Here is a 22,098-nt window from a genome sequence, read left to right as displayed (position 1 = left end):
TCTTTTCTTTTATGATAAGTAATTGTACAATATAAGATAGATGTTGATAGAAGGGTATGATATGTAATGTCAGAAATGATAAAACTTTTAGTAGTAGATGACGAAGAACGTATCCGTCGATTATTAAAAATGTATTTAGAAAGAGAAGGTTATGTAGTAGAAGAAGCAGAAAATGGACAAATTGCTCTTCAGCTCGCTTTAGAAAATGAATATAATTGTATACTATTAGATATTATGATGCCTGAAAAAGACGGAATCGAAGTGATTACAGAGCTTCGTGAACATAAAGATACTCCAGTTATTCTTCTTACTGCTAAAGGGGAAGAGGCCAACCGAGTAGAGGGATTTGAACTTGGAGCAGATGATTATATCGTAAAACCATTTAGTCCTAGAGAAGTGGTACTTCGTGTAAAAGCACTTTTAAAAAGATCTACTGCTTTTTCTCCTTCCCAATCTGTGTCGATATCCAAGGATGTAGTTGTTTTTCCACATCTAACAATTGACCACGATGCACATCGAGTGACTGCTGACGGGGAAGAAGTTAGTCTTACACCTAAAGAATATGAATTGCTATATTTCCTTGCTAAGGCGCCAGATAAGGTATTTGACCGAGAACAGCTTTTGAAGGAAGTTTGGCATTATGACTTCTTTGGAGATTTACGTACAGTTGATACGCATGTGAAGAGATTACGTGAAAAGCTAAATAGAGTATCCGAAAAAGCTGCAAAAATGATTGTTACTGTATGGGGAGTTGGCTACAAGTTCGAGGTAGGAAATGAATAGGATTTGGAATAGTGTTGTCGGGAAGCTATGGGGAACCATATTGCTTCTCGTCTTATTTGTGTTGTTTATAATTACTGTCCTTATGTTAGAGTTTTTAGAAGATTTCCATACAGAGCAAGCAGAAGAAACCTTGAGGCAGGAAGCTGCAACCATCGGAAAAATCGTAGAACAGCATGATAATGTAGAAGAATCCATTTCTATCATTAGTGATATATTAGGAACAGAAACAAATGCATTAATTGTAGACGATGCGCAATCTGTGTTCCTTTCCATTCATGATGGCTTAAACAAAGAGGTAATTAAAGACAAGATTTTAGACGATGACCAGCTTTCCCAAATTTATACTACTGATAAGACGATTATAAGAAAGATGCTAATGCCTTCCATGAGTGAAGATAACTTAATGGAAAATTATCTTATTCTAGCCTTTCCATTAGAGTCTGAAATACAAACACACGGCGCTGTTTTTATTTATCAAAGCTTAGAGGTAGTAAGTAAAACTTCAAACAACACGACAAGAATTGTGTTCTTATCTGGTTTTATTGCTTTACTGCTTACTACTCTTTTTACGTTTTTCCTTTCTTCAAGAATTACTTCTCCTTTACGTTCTATGCGTGAGGCTGCATTAGAGCTAGCTAAAGGGAACTTTGAAACGAAGGTACCCTATACACAGCGAGATGAGATAGGAGAGCTAGGATCTGCATTTAATCGGATGGGGAAACAGTTAAAGCACCATGTAGAGGTAATCAATCAAGAAAAAGAACAACTGGCTAGCATTTTAACGTCTATGACAGATGCTGTTATTACTATCAATAAGGATTTCCATGTACAAGTCAGCAATCCACAAGCAGAACAACTTCTTACAAAATGGCAAGCTGAAAACAACCAATTGGATGATTCTGAGCTACCAAATGAGCTGCGTCATCTTTTAGAACATGTATTAGAGATAGAAGAAGAGTTGGATGAGGAACTAGAAATTCGAGGAGAGTATTTCTCTGTCTCCATTAGTCTTCTATACAGCAACGAATATGTTCGTGGAGCTGTGGTGGTGCTGCGTAATATGACTGAGCAACATCGTTTAGACAAAATGCGTTCTGACTTTATAGCAAATGTGTCCCATGAGCTGAGAACACCGATTTCAATGCTTCAAGGCTACAGTGAAGCCATTATTGATGAAATTGTAACTACTGAAGAAGATAAAAATGAAATGATACGAGTCATTTATGATGAATCGAAACGAATGGGAAGATTAGTAACAGAATTACTGGATTTAGCAAGATTAGAATCAGGGTATTTGAGTATATATAAGGAAAACGTAGAGATAGTTCCAACTATTGAAAGAATAACACAGAAATTTGATCAAGCTGCTAAAGAGAGTAACGTTCGTTTGAACTTTGAACAGCACATTCCATCAGGTCAACCGTTAGAGATAGAAATAGACGAGGATCGAATGGAGCAAGTGTTAACGAATCTTATCGACAATGCTTTAAGACATACACCAGAAGCAGGTTCTGTGACTGTTCATTTAAGTACTTTAGAAAACCAAATTATTATTAAGGTATCAGACACCGGAGTAGGAATTCCAGAAGAGGATCTTCCTTATATTTTTGAACGTTTTTATAAAGCCGATAAAGCTAGAACCAGAGGGAAGGCTGGAACAGGTCTGGGTCTTGCTATTGCCAAAAATATTGTAGAGAGACATGATGGTTACCTCTCTGCAGAGAGTACGGTTGGGGTAGGTACAACATTTATTGTTCGATTACCCTTTTAGTTAATGTAACAAAACGGGAGATGAAACGACTAATTGAAAGAACGGGGGGAGCCATATGAATGACTCCGTTTTCCACCGCTTGTATGATAGCTATCATCAAGACGTTTTTCAGTTTCTGATCTATTTAGTGAAAAATAGACAGACTGCGGAAGACTTGGTCCAAGAAGTGTACGTTCGTGTTCTAAGAGCCTATAGTAAATTTGAAGGTAAAAGCTCTGAAAAAACATGGTTATTTTCGATTGCTAAAAATGTGGCTATCGATCATTTTCGAAAGCACACAGTTAGAAAGAAAAAGATGTTTGATGCATTTGACTGGGAATCTACGCAGCTTGCGTCAAAGGATATGTTACCAGAGGATTTCGCTGTTTTAAATGATGAGATGAAGGCCCTCCTCTTAGCATTAGACACTTGCACAGGTGACCAGAAAATGGTGGTTATTATGCGATACTTCCAAGAGCTTTCTATCTCAGAAACTGCACAAATACTATCTTGGACCGAGGGAAAAGTGAAAACAACCCAGCATCGAGCGATTAAAGCGCTTCGAGAAAAATTATCTAGTCAAAAGAAGGAGGGTAATGTTCAACATGAGTAATAACGAAAAACAGAATGATGATTTAGAAAAGCTCTTAAGCAACATGCCCATCTTTACAGATAATCGCTCGAAGGATGAAGTGTATAATCGTGTTCAATCAGAAATGAAGTCTGCCAACATAGATGTTATCAAGCGTAACAACAAACCGTTTTCAAGATGGATGCCACTTGTAGTTTCTATTGCTGCTGTTTTATTGTTGACGCTCCTGGTCTCTTCTTACTTGGAGACGAGTAATGAAGAATCTGCTTCACAGCATAAAGCTGATGAACAAGCTGATACAATGAGAACGATGGATGTTAATCCAGCCTCTGAGTCGAAAATGGAGAAAGACATGAAAACGACGGAAGAAGCGGAAATAGAGAATAAGGATGAATCATTCAATTCTCTAGCTGTTGAAAGTGAATCATTACCTATTCAACCATTTAATAGTGCAAGGACGGTATATGAGGATGATTTAAACGATGGCGTTGCATTTCATTTTTCATTAACAAAAGAGGCTTATGCATACCCAATTACAATCATTATTTCTAAAGGGAAAATCAATGAAGATTTTCCTGACGGATGGCCAAATAGTCTTCAGTTATATGAGCAGTATGCAAGTGCTATCGATGAAGTTGCTTTAGGCTTTAACGATTATCTACCTTTTCAAGGTCATTTTGTTTCTGTAGGAGATACACTACAACATTATTTACCTAAAGGTCATGGATATGACGAAGCTTCTGCTACTACAGCTGTTTATGATAATACAATCAGTTATATATTCAACGATTATACCTATTTGGAGCGATTAAATGAAGATGGAACACCTATTAATTGGGATCAGGTAGGCGTTATGGGTAAAGAGAACTTGGTAAACGGAAATAAAAAACAAGTATATTACAAGCAAACCATGAGCAACGGACTGACATTCCTTGTTCCTAAGGGTGTATCCACTGAAGCCCCTTTTACAGAAATGCAAAAATCAGTAAATGATTATTTTACAACTGTAGTGCCTAAAGGTGTTAATTACGAAGTAACAGAAGAAGGCAACACTGTGGTCATAACCTTTGAAGAAACTTTAGATTTGGCAACACTGGAATTCGATGATTCTATTCTAATGATTGAAGCATTTACGTTAACTGCTGCAAGCTTCGATAAAACCGTTCGATTAGAAAATGTCGAGCAAAAAATATGGGATCGGTTTGATTTGACAAACACTTTACCAATTCCTATGGGGCCTAATGGTTACATGAGGAGCGATATTAAATAATATAGTCTGAGTCGACCTACTGGTAGGTCGATTTTTTTGTTGTGTAAGAGTAAGGGTATTTTGCGTACTTGGGTGTCAGGGGGAAGGGTTACCTTTATTTAGCGTTTTACAAGCGGTTAGGGGGGTTATGGAGGGTATTAGGTGATACTTTTTAATCTTAGGTGCGTAGATGCTATTTAGGTGCCACTTCGTTTATTTTATGTAGCACAATTGGATGGTTTAGGTGCCACTTTTTGAAATTTAGGTGCGTAGATGCTATTTTGAAGACACTTCATTAATTTTATGTAGCACGACTGCATGGTTTAGGAGCGCTTTGGAGTAGTTAAGGTGCCGCTTTTTGATATTAAGGTGCGTAAATGCTATTAAGGTGCCACTTTCTTAATTTTATGTAGCACGACTGCATGGTTTAGGAGCGCTTTGGAGTAGTTAAGGTAACGCTTTTTGATATTAAGGTGCGTAGACGCTATTTAGGTGCCACTTCGTTTATTTTATGTAGCACAATTGGATGGTTTAGGAGCGCTTTGGAGTGGTTAAGGTGCCGCTTTTTGATATTAGGTGCGTAGATGCTATTTAGGTGCCACTTTCTTTATTTTATGTAGCACAATTGGATGGTTTAGGAGCGCTTTGGAGTGGTTAAGGTGCCGCTTTTCGATATTAAGGTGCGTAGACGCTATTTAGGTGCCACTTCGTTTATTTTATGTAGCACAATTGGATGGTTAAGGTGCCGCTTGGTCTTCTGTAAAGAAAGTAGACAAATTAATTCACAACTTTTTTTCTTCCACTACCGCGCTGTCGCTTGCTGGGATGGTGAAAACAGGATAGGTCACAACCATACCTATCCTATTTCCACCATCTCTGATTTTCTCACCCTGCAGCCAAAAGACAACTTTTATTGAACGCTTGTTCAAAGTCTACAGGACTCACATAACCCAACGTGGAATGCCTTCTTCTCGTATTATAGAATTGGTCAATATAATGCCCAACCGCTTTGATTGCTTGCTCACGCGTCTCCCATTTATGGCGGTAGATCAACTCTTTCTTGATCGTCGCATGGAACGACTCGATACAGGCATTGTCATAAGGATCTCCCTTGCGACTCATGCTGCCCTTCATTTCTCTTTCGGTCAATAACCCGGTATAATCCTGCGAACAATATTGCGATCCACGGTCCGAGTGATGGATTAGTCCTTCCCCTGGGTCCCTTATCATAATTGCCTGTTGGAGGGCTTCGAAGGGTAATTCTTTTTTCATATTGTCTCTAATACTCCAGCCAATAATTTTTCGTGAAAAAAGGTCCATCACGCTCGCCAAATATAACCACCCCTGTATAGTCCAGATATACGTTATATCTGTTACCCATACGGTATTAGGTGCTTCCGCCAAGAATTTGCGTTCAAGCAGATTTGGATAGATAGGATGTTGGTGATTGGAATCCGTCGTCACCACGTAAGGGGTCGCTGATGTCGCACGGAGTCCCATCTCGTTCATTCGTTTCCCTATTGTCCGCTCACACACGTGAACACCTTGCGCCTCCAAATCTTTTGCGATTCGCGGGCTGCCATAAGTTCCATGACTTTCAATGAAGCTGGTTCGGATCAGTTGGTTGATTTCTTCTTTTTCCTCTTGAATTCTGTTCCGTTTCTCTTTTTCTCTCAACCATTTGTAATAACCACTAGTTGAAACCTTTAAAACTTCAGACATCTTCACCACGCGAAACTCATTTTGATGTTCCTCTATGAACGTAAATATCACGTGTGGCCTTTGGCGAAGACATGCATGGCCTTTTTTAAGATTTCATTTTCCTCCTTCAGTTCTTTTTCGTTCTTCTCTAGCTCTGCTATGCGTCTTTTCAGTTCTGTAGAAGAGATGAGCTGTTCATTATTTGAAAGCTCCTGCTTCTTGTTGTAGGCCCTTACCCAGGCACGAATTCTTTGCGGCTTGATCCCATGTTCATATCCTAATTCGGTTGCCTTTCTTCCATCTTCGATTACCAATTTCACCAGATAATCACGCATTTCTCTACTTGTCCTTGTCATAATAAACACGCTCCCTTTATTTTCTATAAGTATGAGGGTCGTGTTTTAACGTGTCCACTTTTTATACTATCTCTACGCTTTTTGATATTAAGGTGCGAAGATGCTATTTTGAAGACACTTCATTAATTTTATGTAGCACAATTTTAAAAGAGTCAAAGAAAAATGCCTTTTATCACCGTTCGTGAGGCATTTATAACCGTTCGTGAAGATTTATCACCGCTCGTGAGGCATTTATCACCGTTCCCGGAAAAATATCACCGGTAGCATGAATTCCAACGCACAAATACCTCTATTATATCCAGGTGACCCTTCCCAAACTCAATAATTGGTTCCCACTTTCCATGGCATCAATAATTTGCTTAAAGTAAAACAGTTGTATTGCATATATTAATATAGTTTGATAAAATGATTGTAATTCAAGATATTCTTGAAGGACAACAAAATATTGATTCATCTTCGGGGCAGGGTGAAATTCCCGATCGGCGGTAGTAGAAGATTTTTTTCTTGAGCCCGCGAGCCGTTAATGGCAGGATTTGGTTAAATTCCAAAGCCGACAGTATAGTCTGGATGGGAGAAGGTGAAGGTGCAGCTGTTTTTCGTATGCTCTTATACGGATACGCTTATTTAAGTGTACCTTTTTCTCCTTTAAGCTAACTTAATGCTTAAGGGATTTTTTGAGTATGGATAACAAGCTGAACCTTTCTTCTTGTGGAGTGAATCGCAAAAGGAGAGAGGATTTATGGCAAAAAGTAAGACGCGAATGCTTATTGCAATCGCTATGCTGAGTAGTATTTCTTTCGTATTAATGCTGCTTGCATTTCCGTTACCAGTTTTACCAGCTTATTTGAAAATTGACTTTAGTGATATTCCAGCTTTAATTGCTGCAATTACTATGGGACCAGTTGCAGGGGTACTTGTAGCCCTTATGAAAAACGTTTTGGATTGGTTATTCTCAGGAAGTCCTACAGGCGTTCCAGTTGGTCATATGGCTAACTTTGCAACAAGTATCTTGTTTATAACACCTGTTTATATTATTTATCGTAAAGTAACATCTTCTAAAGGGATTGCTTACGGTTTAGGTGTTGGGACTCTTTGTATGGCACTTGGTATGAGCTTGTTAAACTATTATGTTTTCTTACCAATGTATTCGTACTTTTTAAATTTCCCTGCAGAAACAGGAACAGCTTTATTTAATTCAATTATTTTAGGTATTTTACCGTTCAACCTTATAAAAGGTATTCTAGTGACTATCGTCATGATCGTTTTATTTAAACGAATGAAGCCATTGCTAGATAAGGTTAGTAAATCGTTTAAAGTACCAAAGCCTATTTAATAAATTTTAGATTACTTAAGCTTGCTTGTAATCTTGTCTATAAAAAACAAAAAGGCCAAGAACATGAGTTGCTCATATTCTTGGCTTTATTATACTATTCGAATTTAAGTGGGTCGCCTTCAAATGATTCTTCTGAAACTTTAATGGAATCTGTAGGACAGCCTTCAAATGCGTCTTCCATATCCTCCATCAATTCCTCTGGAACTTCTGTTGTCCCCATGTTATCATCTAAAATAACAAACGCAATACCTTCATCGTCATAGTCATATATATCTGGAGCAGCTGCTCCACAAGCTCCACATGCGATACATGTATCTTTATCTACTATAGTGTATTTTGCCATTAGTATATTCTCTCCTTTAATTCTACTTATACGAATTAGCTATCTTATTCATTCTAAAGCTGTTTTCATTACTTTTCAACAAAAATACTTTTAAACTGCGAGGTATTTAACTTGTATTTTAGCCAACTATTACTAAATATCATACAAAGTTTTAATGGAGAGCGGTCAGCAATGGCTTCTTTTTACTTATTAAAAGGAAAAAAATCAGGTCAAACGATACAAGATGTGACTTATTTTAGTTTGCATCAATATTTCTCTATTTATCCAAAACTCACAAAGGAAGAGTATGAAGAGGAGCTATCTAAGCTCTATGAATACAGCTGGATTGAGCAGCAGGATACTCTGCTAAGAGTCAGTGACAAAGGGGAAGCTCAGCTAAAGGGTTATAAAAATCCGTTATTTAATGGATGGCTATTAAGAGGAAATGAAAAAGTTTTTTGGGGAAGACTAGAATTAGTCGTGCAAACTCTATCCCACTTTAAGAACCATGAATCAAGATTTATACCAAACCAGAAGGATTATTTTGTTCACCAATTCGTCAAAAGCTATTTAAGAGAAAGAGATTATAAATCCGACAAGTTTCAGCAAAGCTTTAAAAGTCAACTTGAACACCTGTTATTGCATCCAAGTCTAGGGGACATTCATCGGACGTTGCTTATCTATAGACTGAGTGGATATCAAATAAGTGGATTGACGTGGGATCAGCTGGCTACGGTATACGAGTCATCAGTTACAGACATGAAGCTTCAATTTGTAGAAGCACTACACATTATTTTAACTAACGTAAATGAAGTAGACCATCCTGATTTAACCCAATTAGCACAAGATATTTTTGTACATAATCCTTTGACCCAATCTGCCTTAAAGACAGAACAGCTCTTAACACAAGGCTATTCTTTACAAGAAATCGCCTCTATTAGATCTCTTAAAGTAAATACGATAGAAGATCATTTAATAGAAATCGCCTCTGCTAATAAAGGTATGTCTCTTTCAACTATTATTTCAGAAGAGGATATACAGCGAGTTTTGATGATCTCAACTAAAAATAAAACGAAAAAATTGAAAATAATCCGAGATAGTTTACCAGAACTAAGTTATTTTCAAATTAGATTAGCTCTAGCTCTTGAAAGGAGTGTATGAAAATGGATCAGCTTCAGCACATACTTCAGACTCGATTCGGTTATGCAGAATTTCGAGAAGGGCAACGAGAAATTATAGAACGAGTACTGTCGGGAAACGACGTTGTAGCTATTTTGCCGACGGGAATGGGGAAATCATTATTATTCCAATTGCCCGCCTATTTAATGGATGGAGCAGTTCTAGTTATTTCCCCATTACTCTCCTTAATGCAGGACCAAGTGGAGCAGCTTAAAATGCTAGGTGAAAAACGAGTGGTGGCGATCAATTCCTTTTTATCCTTTGAACAAAGAGAAGAAGCATTATCTCGCTTACAAACATACAAATTTATATTTACTTCACCAGAAATGTTGCAAAACGAGTATTTTCAACAAAGGCTTTCTAGTATTTCAATTGCGTTTATAGTAGCAGACGAAGCGCATTGTATTTCTCAATGGGGGTTTGATTTTAGACCAGACTATTTAAGAATTTCTAAATCGCTTCAGGCATTCCGACATGTGAACGTGCTGGCTTTAACTGCTACTGCTACCAACGAAGTGATAAAGGACATTGAACATACATTATTAATGAAAGAGCCATTTGAATATATCCATTCATTAGATCGACCTTATATTGCCTATGAATCCTATCAGGTAGAAAACCAAAAAGAAAAGCTGGCCTGGATCATAAATAGAGTTACTAACACAACTGGTCCTGGGATTATCTATAGCCAGTCTAGAAAGAAAACACAATTTTATGCTCAGGAGCTTCAAAAAAAGGGAGTAAAGGTTGCTTATTATCACTCGAAAATGGATCAAGAGGATCGTATTCTTATCCAGCAGCAATTCCAGCAAGGACATCTAGATTGGATTTGCGCCACGAACGCATTTGGTATGGGAATACATAAGGATAACATTAGGCAAATTATTCATGATCATATACCAACCTCTATCGCTAACTATATGCAAGAGGTAGGGAGGGCTGCGAGGGACGGGAAACAGTCGATTGCGACGATTCTTTATATGCAGTCTGATGTAGAACAAGCCTATTTTGTAGCCATGCAAGAATTTCCAGAGGAACAGGATATTGAAATTGCTTATCGGAAAAGTAATCAGGTAGTTTTATCAGAAACGACACAAAGAATACTAGATTACTGGAAAAAGGAGCTATCCCAACAAGAAACCATTAATCTTTTTCAACGTATACGACAAAAAAAGTGGAGAGAAATACAAGATTTGTACACCCTTTTACAGAATGAGGTTTGTATAAGGGAACAATTATTAGCACATTTTGGTCAAAGGTTAACAAGGAAGCCCAAAAATTGTTGTTCAAAATGTACTCTAAATCTTCAGGAAATATTTCAGCTACACGAAAAAACCACTGTTAATACTACTAAACTTGACTGGAAAAGTAGATTAAATAGTCTCTTATAGCTCTTAACAACATTTACATTTTCAACAAAATTCGTCATAATAGTAGTAGATAAGTGGAAGAATGGAGTTTGAAAAAATGAGTAAAGATGATTATCAAAAAAAAATAGAAGAGCATAGACAATCCATTGGGGTAGAAAATGAATCATCAGAATTGAGAAGAAGCAGAAGAAATGCTACTGGTAAGAAGAAAAAGAAAAAGAACCTTCTTTTACCAACCTTATTTGCTATTTTTATATTATTGCCAGCAAGTTTTTTACTCTACGTCCAGTTTATCTATGTGCCTGATAAAGAAGAGACGACGACCGAAGAGGCTAGAATTGAAGTGGAAACAAAACCAATCTCTAATTCAAATGAGACAGATGAGAAAGATGAAGAGGTTACCGAACAACCAGTTCAAACAGAAAAAATAGAAGAAACAAAGCCAGAAGAGTCCACTGAGGTTGCTCAATCAACTCCTGCAGTAGCACCTGCACCTGTAGAAAAGGAAGAACCGAAAGCACCAGTGCAGGCAGAACCTAAGAAGGAAGAAAAAGTTGAAAAGCCAAAAACCGAGGCTAAAACGCATATTGTTAAAGGAAACGAGACTTTATACCGAATAGCAATGAACTACTATAAAAATCCAGAAGCAGTTGAAAAAATTAAAGCTGCAAATGGTCTAGCTTCGAATGAAATTTATGAAGGACAAAAATTAATCCTGCCATAATGTACAGATGGCAGGATAAATAACCTTTTTATAGAATATATAAGTATAGACCTATAGAGAAAGAGGTGTTTGCATGTTTGTAAAAAGTGTTATGATCCCGAAGGAAAAATGCTTAACGATTAGTGGAGAATCTTCCGTATTGGATGCTTTAAATGAACTGGAAGCTAAGGATATTGATGCCCTACCAATTATTGAGTCTGGAAAATACTTGGGGATGTTCAATAAGTATCTGTTATATAAGGCGTATTTTTACAGTGATACAGATAAAGAAACGTTTTTAAAACAGACAAAAGTGTCAGATGTAGTGACTAGGGAAGATACCTTTGTCAAAACAAGTGATGTATTCGAGCAAGCGTTTATGAAATTATATGATTTTCCAATCCTTGCAGTAGTAGAGGATGAGAAATTTTTAGGTCTTGTCACTCGATACGATACGATACATCAATTTAAGAGTGCCTTTGGAATGAATACGAAGGGAACACGAATTGCCTTTACTTCGGTGGAATCAGAAGGAAGAATTTTGAAAGTGTCTGATATTCTTCACAAGTATCATACTTCAGTAATATCCTTAGTTACTTTTGATGAAACTGACAAGCTTGTGCGTCGAATCGTTCTTAAGATTGATAACGAACAGAAATTAGATCGTATTATCCATGACCTAGAAAAGTCAGGCTTCCGGGTGTTACATATAGACAAGGATGAGTAATATAAATCGGTTCAAAGGCAGGGGTCATTCCCTGTCTTTTTGCTTGGAAGAGGATTAGGGAATAGTTTGGCTTTGCCTTGAACCTCGTGGTCAAATAGGAATATAGTAGCTTAAGGGCTACTCTACACTTTTGATATGATTTACGGGTAAGGTATAGGAGCTTTCGCTTTTCTTATTTGGTTTAGGGGGAATATAATAAGTGTTATCGATAGGAATCACCATTGTTATTGCAGGTATCATTCTCTTCCTTTACATGCTTTTTCTAGCATTTCAAACGAATGTAAAAGAACATCATCTACTTGTGAAAGAAATGCCAAAAGCGACACAATTGAATATATTATTTATTTCTGATATACATCGCAGGAAAATAGATGATACATTAATCCATTCCATCATTGGAAAGGTAGATTTAGTAATAATAGGAGGGGACCTGACAGAAAAGGGTGTACCTTTGATGAGGACAAAGTTCAATTTAGAACAGTTAAAAAAGCTTGGTCCTGTTTATTATGTATTTGGAAATAATGATCGTGAAGTAGGCGAATCTAACTTAGTTTCTATATTTCAAGAGCTAGACATTCAAATATTAAATAACACTTCTGTCACGATCTCCGAAGGAAAGATACCTATTCGCTTAGTAGGGATAAATGATGGATTTGTAGGGAAAGTAAGTATTGCAGATGCATTTAATCTGGTGGAAGAAAAGGATATTATCATATTCGTTAGTCATGCACCGGCATTTTTCCATTCTGCTCTTAAGGTAAGTAAGCCTCGGCTAATGCTAGCTGGGCATTTCCATGGCGGACAAATTCGTATAGGACCTATTGGTATATACGAAAAAGGCTCCTACCGATTAAAAGAAAATCGCGCAGAATTAATAAGTAATGGATTTGGTACTACCGGAGTGCCACTGCGCTTAGGGGCTAAATCTGAGTGTCATATCATAACCCTTCATAACATGGAGAGATAGACATATAGTAAGAAAGGAAGTTTTATACGTGGAACAAGTTTTAGATGTAGTGGTAATTGGAGGGGGTCCTTGTGGACTATCAGCAGCAATTTCTACTCAAGAAATGGGATTAGAAACGCTCGTTATTGAGAAAGGAAATGTGGTGAATGCTATCTTCAACTATCCTACTCATCAAACTTTTTTTAGTACGAGTGAAAAGCTCTCCATTGGAGATGTACCTTTTATCGTAGAAGAAAGAAAACCAAAAAGAAACCAGGCTTTGGTTTATTATCGTGAGGTAGTGAAACGTAAAGATATTCAAGTTAACAAATATGAGCAAGTGGAACGTGTTGAAAGGTCTACCGATTATTTTCAAGTAACTACCTCTAAGGGTTCTTACAAAGCTAAGAGCGTCATTGTAGCTACAGGTTATTACGACCATCCTAATTACATGGGAATACCCGGAGAGGATCTCCCGAAGGTATTTCACTACTTTAAAGAAGGACATCCATACTTCTCCCAAGATGTTTTAGTAATTGGAGGTAAAAACTCAGCAATCGATGCTGCTCTTGAGCTAAATAAAGCAGGAGCAAATGTTACAGTGGTATATCGCAGGGGACAATACTCTTCAAGCATTAAGCCATGGGTTTTACCAGAGTTCGAGGGATGTGTAAGAAATAACGAAATCCAAATGCACTTTAATACTGAGGTCTTATCTATTGAAGAAAACAAAGTAACATTAAAAGGAACAGAGGGCGAGTTTGACATTGAAAATGATTTTGTTTTTGCTATGACGGGCTATCATCCTGACCATTCTTTTTTAGAAAAAATGGGAGTAGCCATTGATAACGAAAGTGGAAGACCATCGCATAATCCAGAAACCATGGAAACAAATGTGGAGGGTATTTTTATTGCGGGAGTAATAGCAGCAGGAAATAATGCTAACGAAATTTTTATAGAAAACGGTCGCTTCCATGGTGAGCTGATAGCTAAAGAAATTAAAAGAAAAGAAGAAAGCGTATAGACTTTTCTTCTTTTCAAATGAAAGTGAATTAATTTCTTTACTATAGCTTACCAATTTACAGGACTATTTTTTTTAATACCTCAAGAGAAAAATCTCTCGAGGTATTTGTTTTTTTGAGAGCTTTTATTAGCTCTGTTCACGGGGGTACATAGCTCCAGCGCTTATTAAGCTTGTACCTATTGAATTATCACAGACTTTTTATCTTACCTAGTAAATATACTAAGGAGGGCTTGTTTTGGATCTGGATGATTTAAGGCGATTAGTAAAGCTAGTCTAGCTTTTTGACCGTTTAAACCTTGAGCAAAAATGACTCCTATCTCCTTTAAACCTTTCCCGCCACCCATATAACCGTAAACGTCTTGGGCAATTCCATTAAAGCACCTCGATACAAGAACAATAGGGATGTCCTTACTCAATAAATCCTGAATTGCTGGTACTAGGCTAGGTGGTACATTGCCTTGGCCCAATCCTTCTAAAACTATCCCATCATATCCAACATTTACTGCTGCTTCTAGGAGATCTGCTTCCATCCCTGCATAGACTTTAAACAAAGCAACCTTCTTGTTAATCTGTTGAATTGGAAAAACAGGCTGATGATTAGGTGTGTGATGAAAATATACAATAGACTTAGAGATAAATCCGATAGGACCATATTGCGGACTTTGAAATGTGCTAACGTTGCTGGCATGTGTTTTCGTAACATTTACCGCAGTATGTATTTCATCATTTAATACAACTAAAACACCTTTTCCAACTGCATCATCAGATGAAGCGACTTGGATAGCTGACACTAAATTATATAAGCCATCTGATCCTATTTCATTAGCAGATCTCATTGCCCCAGTAAGCACGATAGGAATGGCTGGTCCAATCGTTAAATCTAAAAAATATGCAGTTTCCTCTAAAGTATCTGTACCGTGAGTGATTACCACTCCATCAATTTCACCTTTAACGATATATTGATCAATTAATTCTTTTATACGGAACATCTCAAAGGGAGTTATATGTGGGGAAGGAAGATTGAATATTTCCAGCTCAATAATATGTGCTAGGCTATTTAATTTCTCTGCTTCTACCAGTAATGGATTGCTATCTGAAGGTACTACTGCACCAGTTTCTGCATTTACCTGCATTGAAATAGTTCCGCCGGTATGGATAAGTAAGATATTTTTCATTGATATAACCTCCAGAAATTTAACAAAATGAGAAGAAATTAATGTATAATATAAATAGTAAAATGGAAGGAGTAAGATCATGTTCGTACTACTTTCCTGTGCGATTGCACCGGCTCTTGCGCTTTTAAGTTATTTCTATCTTCGTAGAGAAATTGCCGAAGAACCTTCAAGGCTTTTGTTACATACATTTATTTATGGTGCTATATTAACATTCCCAATTATGTTTATCCAGCACGTATTAAACGAGGAGCATTTGTTTACTTCTCTTTTTTTTCGGAATGTCCTCGTGACAAGTACATTAGAGGAATTTTTTAAATGGCTAATAATAATAGTGGCCTTATATAAGCATGTTGAGTTTGATGACCCATATGATGGAATTCTCTATGGTGCGAGTGTTTCTTTAGGATTTGCAACCGTAGAAAATATCTTATATCTTTTGAACTACGGAATGGGAGAGGCTTTTTTAAGAGCTTTGTTACCTGTTTCGAGTCATGCATTATTTGGTGTAGTTATGGGATATTATATAGGTAGAGCTAAGTTTACCTCTATAAAAAAAATAAGGCTTGAACTTTTCTTTGCTTTAATCGCCCCACTCTTTCTACACATTATCTATAATAGCATACTGACTTTCACAGGGTTAGAGATATTGCTGATGGTCCCGTTTATGTTATTCTTATGGGTTTTTGGCTTGTCGAAAGTAAAGCAAGCTCATATTTTATCTCGGAGAACTAGATTTGAAAAACACGAATATTTTATTAGGGAAGATCCTACCTAACTTTAAGAAGATAGAAGTCATGACTAAATAAATAGGTCATGACTTTTTTGTATGGTAATTTACTTTGGATATGTTAAAGGGTTGGGTTGATTTATAATGCAAAGAAATTTTTAAATCAGAGAGTAGAATTGATTTCCGCCCCAGCCGGACGCTTTCCGCGGGGTGAACGATAAGCCATCACCCATCGCTTACGCGCGTGGTTGTGATGTCTTATCTGTCTCCCTCATCCCTGCTTATGTCGCCGTCTGGAGCTACAATCAATAAATGGGAACAGCTTTAGCATCTATAAATCGAAACAATATACTCGCATAAACAAAATGTTCCTTTTTTAATGTTTACATTCACTATTAAAAAGAATTGTTAGTCAAAATCAACCAATAACTTTAACAAAGTTTTTACTTTTTAATTTCTGTTTTCATGAAAGTTATCATGTATAAATCACTCCTGTTTAACCAAGCTAGTTAAAAAGGAGAGATGACTTATGAAACAGCTAAAATATGTTCTTATTGGCGTAATCTTTTTTACAGCTAGCTATATGTTCTTAACTCAAGAGCAAACTACTCAAGCGTTCTCCGAGCAAACTGTTCAGCGTGGAGCATTTGGAGACGATGTAATTGAATTACAAGCCAGATTACAATACATAGGCTATTACACCGGGGAAATTGACGGTAAATTTGGTTATGGCACGTATTGGGCTCTTCGAAACTTCCAAGAAGCATTTGGTTTGCCAGTGGATGGTCTTTTAGGACAAGGAACTAAGGACAAGCTAGTGAAGGCTACAAAGTTTGACAAAGAATATGTACATGATCAAATCAATAAGGGTAATCGTTTCTCAGTACATGGAAATACAAACCAGAACCAACAAGCGAATAATAAAAAACCTGAAAGTACAAATATGCAGCTACCACCGAAGTATAGTGAAAAAGATTTAAAGCTGATTGCTAACGCAGTTTATGGAGAATCACGAGGGGAGCCGTATGAAGGGCAAGTAGCCGTTGCAGCGGTAATCCTTAATCGAGTAGAACACCCGGACTTTCCAAATACTATTAGTGAAGTGATCTTCCAACCTTTAGCATTCACTGCAGTAGCTGATGGACAAATTTGGCTAGAGCCGAACGAGCGAGCTAAAGAAGCAGTACTAGACGCATTAAATGGATGGGATCCTTCAGAAAACGCAATTTACTATTTCAATCCTGAAACTGCTACTAGTAAGTGGATCTGGTCAAGACCACATATCAAAAAAATTGGACAGCATATTTTTTGCTCATAAGGAGACTATATGAAAAAATTTGGATGGGTAATCGCTATAGCTGCTCTTGCCGTATTTGTTGTTTATCATTTTTCAGTACAAGAACAAAACACCAACCTTAAGAATGCTTTAGCAAGTCAATATTCGAATGAATTAAATTCTGCCTCCGAAAAACTGACTGAATTAAGTGATTCCATTGATGAAACATTGATATTTAAAGATAAAGAGTCATTAGATCGTCCGCTGGAGGATGTATGGAGACTGTCTTCAGATATTCGAGCATCTATTTCAGGGCTACCTATAGATCAGGAAACTTCCTCAAGCTGGTTGAACTATTTAACGAGAATAGGTAATGGAGCTACTCAAGTTAGAACAGGAAAAGTACCAATCGAAGAGTGGCAAGGAAATATGGTAAGTGCACGTGAAAATTTAAGGAGCTTAGCCGACCAATGGGCATTCACAAATAGAAACGATGGAAACAAAGATTACATTGTTAGTTCCTTTGTACAAAATAAAGTTAATAAAGAAAACGAAAAGAATTGGAAATCCCTTGGAGCATCTGTAAAAGCGTATACGGAAAGCGATTTTCCAATGACAGCAAGTGAAACCGATCAACAGAAGAAAAAAGACTTACAACATATTTCGGATAAACCAGTAAGCGTAGAGGATGTAAAAGCAAAGTTTGCAAAGATTTTTCCAGAACTAGCGGATGCCAAAATTTATGTTACAGAAAGTGGAAAGGATGCTCCATATCCCTTCTACCATATTGAATTTCATAAAGACATTCGTATTGGTTACGCTGATTTTACAAAAAAGGGAGGCCATTTATTATCCTTTCTAATGGAAAGACCTTTTGATAAAAATACTATTGATACGGAAAGCATGAAGAAAAATGCTTTGGATTATATGAAAAAGTTAGGGTATACAGATACGGAGCTTATAGAATTCCGTGAAAACCACATTGGGTGGCATTTAGCGTTTGCTCGGAAGGACGCAGAAAATGATGCAATCGTTTATGCAGATGGATTACAATTAAAAATTGCAAAAGACAATGGAGAATTACTAGGCTTAAATGCAATGGAGTACATTCAAGAGGAAAAAATAGCTAAACAAAAAGTAATTCCTTTAGATTATAAAACCATATTCGCTGATAATTTAAAAATAGAAGAAGCAAAAATGGCTTACGTTGAGAATGATCAATTACAGCAGCGTCTAGCATATGAGTTACTAACTCGAAGCGAAGACATTGGAACATATAGAGTGTATATTGATACAGAATCACATGAGATTCTGCATTCAGAAAAATTACCTTAAAATAATATATAGAATTCTCCCTCTTTAAATGTCATAATAAAATTAATATGACATTTAAGAGGGTAAAAATTATGCAAATTAAACTAGGAACAAATTTAATAGTTGAGCCAACTTTCACAGAGAAGGCTGAGAAATATCGTTGTAAAGTAGTAGATATGGATGATCATTTTATATATGTAGATTATCCTATAGATACTATTACCAACAAAACCGTTGTCATGATGGAAGGTACTCAGTTACGTGCCACGTTTATAGAAGAAACGAAATCTGTCTTTGCTTTTCCAACAGAAGTGTTAGGAAGAAAGTTAGGACAAATTCCAATGATAAGACTGTCTTATCCTGACACGGAAGACTTTATGAAAATACAGCGTCGTAATTTTGTAAGAGTTGTATCACCAATTGATATTGCTATTCAATTTGGAGATGAAAAATATCAATCGGTAACTGATGACATAAGTGCGGGTGGGGTAGCCATCATTCTAAATGAGGAAGTGAAATTTAGTGGTGGAGATGAGGTATCTTTAATTATTCCATTATCTTTTAATAATGGAGAAATGAGATATGTATTTACTACTGCTTTAGTCATACGCATCTGGGAGAGAGAATCGTTAAAAATTGCGTCTTTACAATTTACGAATACAGATGATTTGGACAGGCAACAAATCGTTCGTTTTTGCTTTGAAAGACAGTTGCTTATGCGAAAAAAAGGACTAAGTTAAAAGTCTGTATTTACAGGCTTTTTTTTTTCGTATTATTCTGTGATAAAATATAGGCAAATAGAGTGGAGGATAAAATGATGAAACAAATTCAAATAGCGATTGACGGTCCAGCAGCGGCGGGTAAAAGTACGATAGCGAAGCAGACGGCTGAATTATTAGGTTATACATATGTGGATACAGGAGCAATGTACCGAGCAATTACGTATAAAGCACTTCAACTTAACATAAATTTGCAAGATGGAAGCAAACTAACTGAGCTTCTAAAAGATACCTCTATTGAGCTTAAGCCATCTTCTAAAGGACAACTTGTGTTTTTAGATAACGTGGAAGTAACGGACCAAATACGTTCAAAAGAAGTCACTTCGAACGTATCAGTTGTAGCAGCACATGCTGATTTAAGAGAAGAAATGGTGAAAAGACAGATTGAGATGGGTAAATCTGGCGGAGTGGTAATGGATGGACGAGATATTGGAACACACGTCCTTACAAATGCTGAACTTAAAATATTTATGTCTGCAAGTGTTGAAGAAAGAGCAAACAGAAGATTTCTAGAAAACGAAAAAAGAGGAATTCATACAAGCTTAGAAGAATTAATTCATGATATAGCATTAAGAGATAAATTGGATAGCGAGAGAGAAGCATCTCCTCTCATCAAAGCAAAAGACGCTATTTTCATTGATACCACATCTCTTACGATTCATGAAGTTTCTAATAAGATTATGCAGTTGGCAAAAGAAAGGATGGTTTAATTGGAACTGTATTCCTTTGCGAAAACAATTGTTTTTGCAGCGTTAAAACCAATATATAGATTTGAAGTAATAGGGGCTGAAAATTTCCCAAAAGAGGGAGGGATTTTACTATGCTCAAACCATATAGAAAATTTAGATCCTCCTGTCGTTGGGATTAACGCACCACGACCTGTTAACTTCATGGCAAAGGAAGAGCTTTTTAGAATACCTGTATTAAAAAGTTTACTACCGGGCGTAAGAGCATTCCCAGTAAAAAGAGGAATGAGCGACCGTGATGCGCTTCGAAAAGCGTTAAAGCTTTTAAAAGAAGGAGAGGTTGTAGGTCTTTTTCCAGAAGGAACAAGAAGTAAGGATGGAAAGCTAGGAAAAGGTTTTAGTGGTGCTGGTTTTTTTGCCCTTAGAGGAAATGCAAACGTAGTGCCATGTGCAATTATTGGGCCATATAAACCTTTTAGACGTTTAAAAATAGTTTTTGGAGAAGTTATAGATATGGAGCCGTACAGAGAAAGAAGAGCTTCTGCAGATGAAGTTACAGAAGTTATTATGGAACACATCGGTAAAATACTAGACCAATATAAAACTAAATGATTTTAAATACTTTAATCTGTTCTTAACACATCTTTAATGGCTACAGTGTGGCGGACTCTCAATCATCCTACGGAGAGAGAAAATCAACTATTTTTATAAACTAGCATATATGTCACTAGCTTTTAATATTCTCTTGTTTTTATCCAGTTTTTTAGTTTGATAGCGAAGCAAAATGATTAAGTGGATGGGAATTTCTATTTCAAAAGTGCTTCTTTTTGTATTTCTGAGAAAGTTCGCATAAAATAGAGAAGAGACGTTGTGAAGGAGGAATATCATATGTCAGAAGAAATGAACTTAAACACGCAAGAGTTTAAAGAAGGAGATCTGGTTAAAGCGACGGTTGCACAAGTAGATGAGAAATCAATAATTGTATCAATTGAAGGTGCACCTTTCGATGGTATAGTTCCAATTAGCGAGCTTTCTAGCCTGCATATTGAAAAAGCATCCGACTCCGTTTCCATCGGCGATGAACTTGAACTCATGATTACTAAGGTAGAAGAATCTAACTACGTTCTTTCCAAACGAAAAGTCGATGCTGAAAAAGCATGGGAAACGTTAGAAAAACAGTTTCAATCTGGGGAAGTTATTGAAACAGAAGTTAAAGAGGTTGTTAAAGGCGGACTAGTTGTAGATTTGGGTGTCCGTGGATTCATACCTGCTTCTTTAATAGAAGATTATTTTGTAGAATCATTTGAAGATTATAAAGGGCGAGTTTTGACTTTTAAAATCGTTGAATTAGAAAAAGACAAAAACCGATTAATTCTTTCTCATAAAGCAGTAGTTGAGGATGAAAAATCAGTAAATAAAAACAAAACGTTAGATAACATTAAACCTGGGGACATTGTTCCAGGTACAGTCCAAAGACTAGCTTCTTTTGGTGCTTTTGTAGATATTGGAGGCGTGGATGGACTTGTTCATATTTCTCAAGTATCCCACGAGCACTTAGATAACATATCTGATGTGTTAAAAGAGGGACAAGAAGTTAAGGTAAAAGTATTGTCTATAGATCGAGATGCAGAAAGAATTTCTTTATCTATTAAAGATACGTTACCTGGACCATGGTCTGATCTGGAAGACAAGGCTACAAAAGGATCTGTTCTAACTGGGAAAGTTAGACGACTAGTATCTTACGGTGCCTTTGTTGAAGTTTTCCCTGGGGTTGAAGGCTTAGTTCACATATCTCAAATTGCTCATCAGCATATCGGGACTCCTCAGGAAGTACTGAAAGAAGGTCAAGAGGTAGAGGTAAAAGTTTTAGATGTAAACAGTAAAGAAAAACGTTTATCTCTAAGTATTAAAGAGCTAGTGAAGAACGAAGATGAGTTCAATTTAGCTGATTATCAAATGCCTGAAGAATCCAAAGGTTTTTCTATTAGCGATGTTCTAGGCGATCGTTTAAAAGACTTTACTAACAAATAATAATAGCTAATTTCGTCATAATCTTAACTTATTCAAGCAGGTGACTTCAATAAAGTCGCCTGCTTTTATTGTTTT

Annotated in this window: 21 protein-coding genes, 1 pseudogene and 1 riboswitch; of the genes and pseudogenes, 18 read left to right on the top strand and 4 right to left on the bottom strand. The window is 36.7% G+C overall.

The features are described 5' to 3' along the window. The first annotated feature begins 66 nt into the window (after nt 1-66). From MKY09_RS10965 to MKY09_RS10950, 4 genes and pseudogenes are all read left to right on the top strand, one after another. Nucleotides 67-783, top strand: coding sequence for a response regulator transcription factor (locus tag MKY09_RS10965; RefSeq protein ID WP_169361303.1), 717 nt, complete (start codon nt 67-69; stop codon nt 781-783). Further along, the gene (locus tag MKY09_RS10960) at nt 776-2,554 is read left to right on the top strand and encodes an ATP-binding protein (RefSeq protein WP_340883723.1); all 1,779 of its coding nucleotides are present in this window, start codon (nt 776-778) and stop codon (nt 2,552-2,554) included. Before MKY09_RS10965 ends, MKY09_RS10960 begins: the two co-directional genes overlap by 8 nt. Before the next feature lie 49 nt (nt 2,555-2,603). Continuing rightward, nucleotides 2,604-3,146: pseudogene (gene sigX, locus MKY09_RS10955) on the top strand (RNA polymerase sigma factor SigX); the annotation flags it as partial. Beyond that, entirely contained in the window at nt 3,139-4,395 is a 1,257-nt protein-coding gene (locus MKY09_RS10950) for a hypothetical protein (RefSeq protein ID WP_342566629.1), read from the top strand. The pseudogene sigX and the gene MKY09_RS10950, both read left to right, overlap by 8 nt. An 864-nt stretch (nt 4,396-5,259) precedes the next feature. Here the strand turns inward: MKY09_RS10950 and MKY09_RS10945 are convergent. After that, nucleotides 5,260-6,147, bottom strand: coding sequence for an IS3 family transposase (locus MKY09_RS10945; RefSeq protein ID WP_340883316.1), 888 nt, complete (start codon nt 6,145-6,147; stop codon nt 5,260-5,262). Beyond that, nucleotides 6,144-6,431, bottom strand: a complete 288-nt coding sequence (locus MKY09_RS10940) for a transposase (protein ID WP_342566628.1) — start codon at nt 6,429-6,431, stop codon at nt 6,144-6,146. Before MKY09_RS10940 ends, MKY09_RS10945 begins: the two co-directional genes overlap by 4 nt. Nucleotides 6,432-6,879: 448 nt before the next feature. Then, a riboswitch (FMN riboswitch) is annotated at nt 6,880-7,014 on the top strand. Nucleotides 7,015-7,170: 156 nt separating this feature from the next. On the opposite strand from MKY09_RS10940, the gene MKY09_RS10935 reads away from it, so the two are divergent. Beyond that, nucleotides 7,171-7,764, top strand: a complete 594-nt coding sequence (locus MKY09_RS10935) for an ECF transporter S component (RefSeq protein WP_342560674.1) — start codon at nt 7,171-7,173, stop codon at nt 7,762-7,764. 94 nt (nt 7,765-7,858) lie between these two features. On the opposite strand, the gene MKY09_RS10930 is transcribed toward MKY09_RS10935, so the two are convergent. After that, entirely contained in the window at nt 7,859-8,107 is a 249-nt protein-coding gene (locus tag MKY09_RS10930; protein ID WP_342560675.1) for a ferredoxin, read from the bottom strand. Between the two features lie 171 nt (nt 8,108-8,278). On the opposite strand from MKY09_RS10930, the gene MKY09_RS10925 reads away from it, so the two are divergent. The 6 genes from MKY09_RS10925 (at nt 8,279) to MKY09_RS10900 (ending at nt 14,035) form a co-directional block, all read left to right on the top strand. Continuing rightward, the gene (locus tag MKY09_RS10925) at nt 8,279-9,247 is read left to right on the top strand and encodes a helix-turn-helix domain-containing protein (protein ID WP_342566627.1); all 969 of its coding nucleotides are present in this window, start codon (nt 8,279-8,281) and stop codon (nt 9,245-9,247) included. Between the two features lie 2 nt (nt 9,248-9,249). Then, the gene (locus MKY09_RS10920; protein WP_251555937.1) at nt 9,250-10,656 is read left to right on the top strand and encodes a RecQ family ATP-dependent DNA helicase; all 1,407 of its coding nucleotides are present in this window, start codon (nt 9,250-9,252) and stop codon (nt 10,654-10,656) included. A gap of 76 nt (nt 10,657-10,732) precedes the next feature. After that, nucleotides 10,733-11,359 carry a LysM peptidoglycan-binding domain-containing protein gene (locus tag MKY09_RS10915; RefSeq protein ID WP_169359596.1) on the top strand — a complete coding sequence of 209 codons (627 nt, stop codon included), beginning with the start codon at nt 10,733-10,735 and terminating at the stop codon, nt 11,357-11,359. 73 nt (nt 11,360-11,432) lie between these two features. After that, nucleotides 11,433-12,065: a CBS domain-containing protein gene (locus MKY09_RS10910; RefSeq protein WP_169359595.1), complete on the top strand. Its 633-nt coding sequence runs from the start codon at nt 11,433-11,435 to the stop codon at nt 12,063-12,065. 199 nt (nt 12,066-12,264) lie between these two features. Further along, the gene (locus MKY09_RS10905) at nt 12,265-13,032 is read left to right on the top strand and encodes a metallophosphoesterase (RefSeq protein ID WP_342566626.1); all 768 of its coding nucleotides are present in this window, start codon (nt 12,265-12,267) and stop codon (nt 13,030-13,032) included. 28 nt (nt 13,033-13,060) lie between these two features. Then, nucleotides 13,061-14,035, top strand: a complete 975-nt coding sequence (locus tag MKY09_RS10900; RefSeq protein ID WP_251555930.1) for a YpdA family putative bacillithiol disulfide reductase — start codon at nt 13,061-13,063, stop codon at nt 14,033-14,035. Between the two features lie 203 nt (nt 14,036-14,238). Here the strand turns inward: MKY09_RS10900 and MKY09_RS10895 are convergent, their stop codons facing one another. Further along, complete coding sequence (locus tag MKY09_RS10895; protein WP_251555927.1) at nt 14,239-15,210, bottom strand: asparaginase; 972 nt, start codon at nt 15,208-15,210, stop codon at nt 14,239-14,241. Nucleotides 15,211-15,289: 79 nt separating this feature from the next. Here MKY09_RS10895 and prsW point away from each other — a divergent pair, with 79 nt between their 5' ends. The 7 genes from prsW (at nt 15,290) to rpsA (ending at nt 22,023) form a co-directional block, all read left to right on the top strand. Beyond that, the gene (gene prsW / locus MKY09_RS10890; protein WP_340883716.1) at nt 15,290-15,985 is read left to right on the top strand and encodes a glutamic-type intramembrane protease PrsW; all 696 of its coding nucleotides are present in this window, start codon (nt 15,290-15,292) and stop codon (nt 15,983-15,985) included. Between the two features lie 535 nt (nt 15,986-16,520). Further along, complete coding sequence (gene sleB / locus MKY09_RS10885; protein WP_240949706.1) at nt 16,521-17,255, top strand: spore cortex-lytic enzyme; 735 nt, start codon at nt 16,521-16,523, stop codon at nt 17,253-17,255. Nucleotides 17,256-17,264: 9 nt separating this feature from the next. Beyond that, nucleotides 17,265-18,548: a PepSY1/2 domain-containing protein gene (locus tag MKY09_RS10880; protein ID WP_169359589.1), complete on the top strand. Its 1,284-nt coding sequence runs from the start codon at nt 17,265-17,267 to the stop codon at nt 18,546-18,548. Nucleotides 18,549-18,619: 71 nt separating this feature from the next. Beyond that, nucleotides 18,620-19,267 (top strand): flagellar brake domain-containing protein, encoded by a 648-nt coding sequence (locus MKY09_RS10875; protein ID WP_340883714.1) that lies wholly within the window; start codon nt 18,620-18,622, stop codon nt 19,265-19,267. A gap of 74 nt (nt 19,268-19,341) precedes the next feature. After that, entirely contained in the window at nt 19,342-20,016 is a 675-nt protein-coding gene (gene cmk / locus MKY09_RS10870; RefSeq protein ID WP_205964054.1) for a (d)CMP kinase, read from the top strand. Then, entirely contained in the window at nt 20,017-20,604 is a 588-nt protein-coding gene (locus MKY09_RS10865) for a lysophospholipid acyltransferase family protein (RefSeq protein WP_169359587.1), read from the top strand. It abuts the gene before it with no gap. A gap of 276 nt (nt 20,605-20,880) precedes the next feature. Beyond that, a complete protein-coding gene (gene rpsA, locus MKY09_RS10860) occupies nt 20,881-22,023 on the top strand; it encodes a 30S ribosomal protein S1 (RefSeq protein ID WP_169359586.1) in 1,143 nt (380 codons plus the stop codon). The last annotated feature ends 75 nt before the right edge of the window (nt 22,024-22,098 follow it).

The organism is Psychrobacillus sp. FSL K6-4046 (assembly GCF_038624605.1).
Taxonomy (GTDB): Bacteria; Bacillota; Bacilli; order Bacillales_A; family Planococcaceae; genus Psychrobacillus.
The sequence above is the reverse complement of the archived record's forward strand: the minus strand, read 5'-3'. Positions and strand labels throughout refer to the sequence as shown.

What these genes read in the sequence shown, in the direction of transcription:
- MKY09_RS10930 (WP_342560675.1), bottom strand. Translation starts at nt 8,107, where the DNA reads ATGGCAAAATACACTATAGTAGATAAAGATACATGTATCGCATGTGGA.
- prsW (WP_340883716.1), top strand. Translation starts at nt 15,290, where the DNA reads ATGTTCGTACTACTTTCCTGTGCGATTGCACCGGCTCTTGCGCTTTTA.
- MKY09_RS10895 (WP_251555927.1), bottom strand. Translation starts at nt 15,210, where the DNA reads ATGAAAAATATCTTACTTATCCATACCGGCGGAACTATTTCAATGCAG.
- MKY09_RS10965 (WP_169361303.1), top strand. Translation starts at nt 67, where the DNA reads ATGTCAGAAATGATAAAACTTTTAGTAGTAGATGACGAAGAACGTATC.
- MKY09_RS10960 (WP_340883723.1), top strand. Translation starts at nt 776, where the DNA reads ATGAATAGGATTTGGAATAGTGTTGTCGGGAAGCTATGGGGAACCATA.
- MKY09_RS10910 (WP_169359595.1), top strand. Translation starts at nt 11,433, where the DNA reads ATGTTTGTAAAAAGTGTTATGATCCCGAAGGAAAAATGCTTAACGATT.
- MKY09_RS10935 (WP_342560674.1), top strand. Translation starts at nt 7,171, where the DNA reads ATGGCAAAAAGTAAGACGCGAATGCTTATTGCAATCGCTATGCTGAGT.
- sleB (WP_240949706.1), top strand. Translation starts at nt 16,521, where the DNA reads ATGTTCTTAACTCAAGAGCAAACTACTCAAGCGTTCTCCGAGCAAACT.
- cmk (WP_205964054.1), top strand. Translation starts at nt 19,342, where the DNA reads ATGATGAAACAAATTCAAATAGCGATTGACGGTCCAGCAGCGGCGGGT.
- MKY09_RS10925 (WP_342566627.1), top strand. Translation starts at nt 8,279, where the DNA reads ATGGCTTCTTTTTACTTATTAAAAGGAAAAAAATCAGGTCAAACGATA.
- MKY09_RS10920 (WP_251555937.1), top strand. Translation starts at nt 9,250, where the DNA reads ATGGATCAGCTTCAGCACATACTTCAGACTCGATTCGGTTATGCAGAA.
- MKY09_RS10940 (WP_342566628.1), bottom strand. Translation starts at nt 6,431, where the DNA reads ATGACAAGGACAAGTAGAGAAATGCGTGATTATCTGGTGAAATTGGTA.
- MKY09_RS10915 (WP_169359596.1), top strand. Translation starts at nt 10,733, where the DNA reads ATGAGTAAAGATGATTATCAAAAAAAAATAGAAGAGCATAGACAATCC.
- MKY09_RS10950 (WP_342566629.1), top strand. Translation starts at nt 3,139, where the DNA reads ATGAGTAATAACGAAAAACAGAATGATGATTTAGAAAAGCTCTTAAGC.
- MKY09_RS10880 (WP_169359589.1), top strand. Translation starts at nt 17,265, where the DNA reads ATGAAAAAATTTGGATGGGTAATCGCTATAGCTGCTCTTGCCGTATTT.
- rpsA (WP_169359586.1), top strand. Translation starts at nt 20,881, where the DNA reads ATGTCAGAAGAAATGAACTTAAACACGCAAGAGTTTAAAGAAGGAGAT.
- MKY09_RS10875 (WP_340883714.1), top strand. Translation starts at nt 18,620, where the DNA reads ATGCAAATTAAACTAGGAACAAATTTAATAGTTGAGCCAACTTTCACA.